Origin of the sequence: Oligoflexus sp. (genome assembly GCF_035638955.1) — a bacterium.
Lineage (GTDB): Bacteria > Bdellovibrionota_B > Oligoflexia > Oligoflexales > Oligoflexaceae > Oligoflexus.
On the sequence record NZ_DASQYZ010000364.1, the window covers coordinates 1 to 7338 of the forward strand.

A 7338-nucleotide genomic window follows, 5' to 3' on the forward strand; every position below is an offset into this window, starting at 1 on the left:
TATACCAATTATGATATTTTCCCACAGCTGAGAAGACGTAGCAGCTTCCATTAAGTCACCTTTTTCGTTGGCGAGATGGAAACTTAGTAGAGATATTTGAGAGTTATGGAAATTTATAAAAATTAACCGAATGACATTGCCGTTGCCGACCCCGACTCCCCTAAGAACCGTGCTTGAAAGTTTCCCCTCACACGGCTCAAGCCTTTCTAAGGCCATCCGATGCAGCACGAAAGTGAGCCCACGTCCGACTGGTCTTTCATTGCGAGATAGTTTGGAGAACCGTGAGGGGTGGTCGGCAACGGCCACCTCTTAACCAACTTTTCGCAGCTGGGCGTCTGCAGCCATCCGAACAAGGACTTCGTGACCTGGCGCTGCACTGAACGCAACCTGTTTGATCATTCTAAGCGGCTGCTCTTGTGATGCAACATCACCCAGTTTAAACTACAGTATCTTCACCGATCTTTCTCAATACCGAGGCGAGCCATACCAATGCAAATCCAAGAGGCTCTTTTTCGCCTTTCAGGATAGATTGAAGCTCACTCCAGTCATCGGATAATTGGCCTTGGGTAAAGTTTTTTGGATCAGCATATGTGTCGTAAAGCTGCTCCTGAGGTATGCTCCAGTAAAAATCTGACTCAATTGTCAGACTTGAATGACCTCTATGTTCTAAATGATCAAAGAGCTTATTTGCTATGGACCTTAATTCAGAAACTTTAATTTCCACTTCAGCCTCCGTTCTTAAGCTTTTCAATCCAGTTTTCGAAATTCCGGATCTCTCCTTGAAGGTGATTGATCCTGGTATTGATGATCCTGGATCTTATCTCAGGCGTAGGAGCATTTTTCAGATGACCTTTGTTATCATATAGATCTGGATTCGCACTAAACTTTTCAAGTTTATCTCTGTGTTCTTGCAATCTCTTTTCCAAACTTCGGATGCTCTTTTGACTCGAACCAACACTACCAGCTGTCGTCATGTACTTTGCAAACTTTGCGCTATCATTTCCAATTGCACCCTGCAAACTGCCAAGCGCACTCTCAAAATCACCAGACACTGCATAAAGCCCAGCATTAACCCCGTCCGCAGTGCAACCGATCAGCCCTGGCATCGCACCCAGCGCATCAATACCCGATTGAAGAACTCCAAAGGCAATTTCATCAACCTCTCTTTGGTCAATGCCCACCCTTTCGAGCTGGGTCCTTTCCATCATGCGCGCATGGGCTCCATCATTCATCAGCCTTCCCATGGCAGCCGTCAGCGCACCCTGTTCGAAGCTTCCACCGGTCGCTTCTGAGACCGTACCACCTACAACCGCGGCTATGGCCGCATTGGATGCATACTCCCAGCCCTTGGGTTCCGCACTGAAGCCGTAGCCGGATTCATCAAGACCCTGCCCGATAGCCTGAGACAGCCCGGCCGAGAGGAATCCGGACTCGAATTTTCCACCTGCCGACACGGACGAGACGCCGCCGACCATGCCATGAGCCGCCACTTTTCCAATACGCACAGCCGGCGTCATATTGACTTTATAAAAAGCCGATCCAACCAGGGAGAACGCCGCTCCGGTGATCGCCCCATTTAACGCTGCTTTCGAATCCCCTCCGGACGCCACGTAGGAGCTTGTATAACCTACTGCAGCCGAATAGGCCATTTGCTGATACCAAAGGGCACCGGCTCCCGGCCCTATCCACGTGGCCGCCGCTGAGATTGCGATGGACATGACCAGCCGCTGATTCTGCGAGTTGCTGATCCACGAGCGACCCTTTTCCCAGTTATTGGAGAGGAACCTGCCAGGGTTGGTCAGAAGATCGCCCGCTCCTTTTCCAACATTGGAAATCTGCCGTCCCCAATGCTTGAGCGTTCGACTGCTGAAAAAGTGCCCCGTGGGATCATTATAGGCGAGGGGATTGTTCATGACATACGTATATCGATTCAGATTCTGAATCTCGGTTGGATCCTGCACGTAGGGGTCAGCTGAAAGGAAGAGCCCGATCGTCGGATCGTACATGCGGCCTTTCATGTGAACGAGGTTCATGCTGTCAATCTGCTCATGGCCCGTAAAGCCACGGCTTGTGGCCTTCGGCTTGAACCCATCAATCCAGTTCAGGCTGTTCCCATTTCTTCGCTGACCATAGGGATCGTAATCGAATCGTTCGGTGACCTGACCGCTGTGATCAGCGACCGCGATATTGGAGCCCAGGTAGTCCTTGTAGAGATAATTTTCGCGGTATTCGGAACCCTCCATCTCAACCACAAGGAAACCGCCGACATAATGCCTTTGAACCGTGCCTTCCGTGGATTCAAAGGTTTCGAAGCCCTCACCGGCATAGAGTGTCGTGGTCTTTTCACCATTCACCAGATCCTCGCGGCTGAGCAGCTGTCCACCGAGGCCATAGACGAATCGGGAAACGTTGGTGCCATCCCTGACCTCGGTTGGAAGATCGAGGGCATTATAGACAAGACTTCTTTTATCAGACTTCAGGAAATTGCCTCTGCTGTCCGCGCAGAACGTCCTGGTCCCGATTTTCTTCAGGGCAAATGGACTGGTCACACCGCCAGCGCACCCTTGACCATATTCATAGGTTCCCACATCACTGCGGGATTCAATCCGGCCCATGCCATCGTATTTCATTGTGACGGTTTTGAGATCAGGACCGGTAAAGGTTTTCAGTCGATCGATTTCATCATATGTGAACGACTCCGTTACTCCCGTCAGGGCATCCTCACGGGTGCGGAGACTGCCATTGTCATAGTAGTCATAGGATTTGGACACCAGGCTTCCAAGGCCTGGAGTGGTGGCAATATTCGATGAAACCCTGTCGTTTTTCTCATCAAGGTTAACGTAAACGGTGCTGCCATTGCCAAGTTTATAGCTCCGGACTGCCCCGTTTGGATAAAGCTCCTGAAGTTTCCAGAGTGCCTTTTGCGATCCCTGAGCGCGAATTTCCGTAAGCTCGCTGACGCCGCCATAAACATGGTCGACTGCAAAACCGCTCGGATATCCAAGCTGCTCGACACGGCCGAGGGCATCATACCTGGTCCAGCTTCGATAGGTTTTTCCCAGCAGGATCTGAACCGTTTCGGAGGGTCTTGACAGGGAATCATAGTCATAGGTCACGGTGGAGTCAGGTCCATTCGCAGTGGCGGGCATGCCAATGCCGTTGGACCGGGTGTCATAGGAAAACCTTTCGGCAAAGGGAGCCTGCCCCGTGAGGAGCCTTGTCCTGCTCAACGGACGACCCAGAGCATCATACGATGTATTGGTACCGGTATTCCCGTTGGATTCCACAGCCGGCAATCCGAAGGCATTGTACGTTGTAGAGGTTGTTCCTGTGGTCGGATCCACTAGCCTGGTGCGACGCCCGTGGACATCATGGTCCATGCTGGTAATATTCCCTGCATCGTCAGTAAGTGTGGTCATCCGTCCGGCTGCATCGTATCGATAGCTGATGCTTTCATTTTTTGCATTGGTGACCTTCAGCAAAAGGCCACGAGCATCCTTTTCAAGCGTTTTCGTGTGTCCAAGGGCATCGTACTGGGTGGTGGTCAGGCCGGAAAAGACAGTTTCGATGCGTGTCTGGTCCGGGAAAATAATGCTCTTCTGCCTGTTGCGATTGTCATAGGCAAACTCGGTCCAGTATTTTGGCTGTTCACCAGTGAAATAGGGTTTGGAAACCTTCCAGATCTGACCATTGGAGTGCCAGATCTGATCCTGAGCCGTCTGCTTTTCAGTGGAAAGACTTTTGACCGATCGCACAACCCTGCCGAATGAATCCCGCCAGGTTTTTTCTTCACCAAAACCCTGCGTTGAAGCCTTTTCCCAGCTTTTTGCGTTGGCTGGACAGGACGCATCACAGAATCCGCGCTCGATCCTCGTGGTCACAAGTGAGGGTGTTGTAATCGTTTCAATTCTATTGGCTTTATCATAAGTGTAGGTGGTCTTGAGACCGTTCATATCCCAGGCATCTGTGACAAGTCCTGTGTCCGGGTCCACAGCCTGAGAGGCCAAATGACCAAGCGCATTGACCTGCTCTCTCACGAAACCCTGACCATCGTACTTCGTTGTTGATGAGGTCACCCGGGAGAAACCGAGTCCCTCGCCATGTTCCGGCCCCCAACTGGTCACGACTGCATCCACAAGACCATAAGGATTCAGGTTTCGCTGGAACTCCTTTTTGATCCAGAGAGGTGAACCGGGTTCCTGCAGCTCGAAAGACATGCGACCTTCGCTATCATAGCCAAACTCACTCACATTGACGATTTTCCCGGTATTCAGTGAGTCTGACTTCGTGGTTTTGATCTGTTTCACGCGACCGATTTGCCATGACGTCTGATCGTTTTCAAAAACGCTCTCCACGACTGTCGTGTAGGTACCGTATCCGTCCTGAACCTTTGTCTCCACGTGCTTCGCGTTTCGGAAGTCATCATAAATGCTGTCAACCTTGACCGTGTATATCTCCGCACCGGCTTCATCGAAAAAGTTCGATAAAGACGATTTTTCATAAGCAAAGCGATGAAGGGGATGATCGGCAAAAACCTTGACTTCAAACTCACTGCCGGTACGATTAATAATTTTGCGGCCTCCCTTCTGTGAAAAGGTCTCAGCTTTTACAAGGCTCCCATGAATGAGGCGTTCAGTATCGTGGCTAAAATACTCATGGGTTTCGGTACTCGAATTATGATCGATGACCATGCGTTTTGCAAAACCAAGGAAACCAAATCCTTCAACATCGAAGACCGCGTCCTCGTATTGGTAGGTCACCTTGAAATCAACGCCATTGCTTCCGGTCCTGCTGATTTCTCTGACGACGGAAAAATGTCCTGCGAGCGGAATTTTTGGGTAGGTTGGCTGGCCGGTTCTTGTATAAACGGAAGAATCAGTAATATCCGCATAGGCAAAGCTTGTCACGTTGCCCAGCCCATCTTCAATTCCGGTCAGCTGCAAGGCGGAGCTTTCCATCTCCGCTCTCCAGTATCCATCCCTGTCTGAAAATAAAAATTCCAGGCTTCCATTGGCATCAAGATCTTCAATTTCTATTTCGCCCGCCGAGGAACTCCAGCGTAGTAGCCTGGTGAGTTGTTCCGAGACCACCGGCTCCTTGCCATCGATGGGGCGCCCTTCTCCATAGATGATCTGCACGCCCTCTTTTTTAAATCCAACAAAGTCGGCAAGCCCATCCCTGTTGGCATCAAAAAGAAAACGTCTATCAGAACTGCTGTCCCATCTTTTGTTTGCAATCTGGTCGGAAAGCCACTTTTCATCCTGTGCGAAACCGCGACCGGTGTTAAGGGCGACGTAAATACCGTCGAGTGCATAGCCGACCAGATCGATCAGGCCATCGCCGTTCATATCCGCAATGCGGCGGAATGCATGAGTGTTACTGTAAAAACGGTCATAACCAAAGCCATTCATCCACTGGGTCGGTGGATCAAACCCGGTGCCATTGCCCAAAGCCACCTGAACATCCTTGCGCCAAAGACCAAGGATATCGATGAGACCATCGGCGTTCACATCGACGAAAAAGCGAGGGTGCTCAACCCGGGACCAGGCATGATTGAAACCCATGGCCGCAAGTACCGGCGTGTCTCCGCCGACAAAAGTTCCATTCTGATTCAACGCAAGATATACGCCATCCGCTCGAATGCCCATGATGTCAGGCAGGCCATCGTTATTTGCGTCGGCAATGTAGCGGAAATCTGATCTTACGCTCCATCCAATCCCGAAGTTGCCACTAATTTTCCTGAAGCTTTCGTAACCGGAGCCATTCCATCGGGCGACAAAGACACCATTCATTGTTGCATTGCTCAGAAAGGTGACAATGTCCGGATATCCATCACCATCCATGTCATTGAGCGAAAACATATCGTAGTTTGGATCCCAGTTTTCGGACCCCGAAAAGGGAACCTTAATCCGTTCTCCCATGCCGTCACGACTTCCAAGGCTATAGGCCACCTCACTCTTTCTAATCGCAATGAAGTCTGTAAAACCGTCTCCATTGATATCCTGGAAAGCCCGTCCGGCTCTGCCTGAAGACCAGATCCCGTCAACTGTGGTGGAGTATTCTTTAAGGATACGCGATTCCTGCTCGCTGACCCTGGGAGTCTGCCCACCCTGATAGTGAAATCTGGTGGCGGGGAAACAGGCCGCTCCCTTGAAGCACTGTTGAATGGAATCCAGTACCGGCCATGCAAAATTCTCTATATTCCTATAGGCCAGTTCGTAGGACCATTGGATGGATGACGACGCTACATCGACCCCGGTCAACAAAAGTTCTGAGTCAAACTCCCTGCCTGCAATATAGCGGCGGTGAGGACGTCCGGTCTGGACGTACTTGAACTCAATCGAGCGATAGCCGGGCTTATTGAAGACCCGGTTGCCGCCGTAGAGGACCTTATCAAGATAAAGGCGCTGGCCGTTTTCGAAATAGGTGAAATCGATCGCGTTTCCGCTGCGATCCTCAATACGATTCAAATACCAAGTCAATGCTGTCGTGGCATTGCCGTATTCCCGGCTTCCTTTGGACTCACCAAATGTCCATTTTTCCCCTGACCGTGTGGTAAGCTGGAAGTACTCACCGTTGAAGTTAATTTTTCTGAAATCGTCCAGAAAAGGCCGATAAACAGCGCCGCTTTGAAGGTTTTGTCCCTCAACAAGCAGAAGTTTCTGGCCATCAATGCAGATACTGTCCAAATTATTCAGCCCAATGGCGCGGTGAGCGCCCTCAAATTTTCGGTGGCCCGCGCAGCGCCCAATGGAGCTAATTCCACCCAGATTCCAGCCATATCCGGCGACATCTCCAGCGCTCATCGATGAGCTGTATATCAATGAAAGTTTGGGTGAAAATCCGCTTCCGACAGGCAGCACTTCGAGCGGAATCGAGCTCTGGGCATAACCAAGCTGTGAAACCTCAGCCGATACCGGTAAGGCGCCGGCAACAACAGGCAAAGTACCCCCTGTATTCTGCGACGTCACAATACCATTGAGTCGTGAGAGGGATTTCTTCTCACTCGAGCATCCTACTGAAAGCATAAGAATAATAAACAGTAACGTAAGCAGGGACCTGGAAAAACTCATGTCATGACTCCGGACGTTTCACTTCAACCAGCTTCGACTGACTTTCAAGGTTATTCCGCCTAACCTTTAAAGCACTATTGATCTGTGCTATGGACGCGTATATATACCCCACCTGCACGAGTTTCGGGAGCGTCGGGAAATTGGTGTCCGGGGTTGAAAATTAGTTCAGCAGCCCGATTTCTTCAATCGCATTCTCTATCGTGTTTTTCTCTTCCTTCTCTAAATGCCTTGTATAAAGCTTAGAATCGATGCGGTGCAGTCCCCA

The 7338-nt window shown here is 50.5% G+C and carries 2 protein-coding genes and 1 pseudogene; all 3 read right to left on the reverse strand.

Annotated features, from left to right (window positions below; genetic code table 11):
* Positions 1-228: pseudogene (locus VE954_RS31880) on the reverse strand (hypothetical protein); the annotation flags it as partial.
* A 208-nt stretch (positions 229-436) separates the two neighbouring features.
* Positions 437-724: a hypothetical protein gene (locus VE954_RS31885; protein WP_324960631.1), complete on the reverse strand. Its 288-nt coding sequence runs from the start codon at positions 722-724 to the stop codon at positions 437-439.
* A 1-nt stretch (position 725) separates the two neighbouring features.
* Positions 726-7073 carry an RHS repeat-associated core domain-containing protein gene (locus VE954_RS31890; protein WP_324960633.1) on the reverse strand — a complete coding sequence of 2116 codons (6348 nt, stop codon included), beginning with the start codon at positions 7071-7073 and terminating at the stop codon, positions 726-728.
* Positions 7074-7338: the final 265 nt, after the last annotated feature.

Excerpts from the sequence above, each read along its gene's own strand:
- VE954_RS31890 (WP_324960633.1), bottom strand. The coding sequence starts at position 7,073 with ATGAGTTTTTCCAGGTCCCTGCTTACGTTACTGTTTATTATTCTTATG.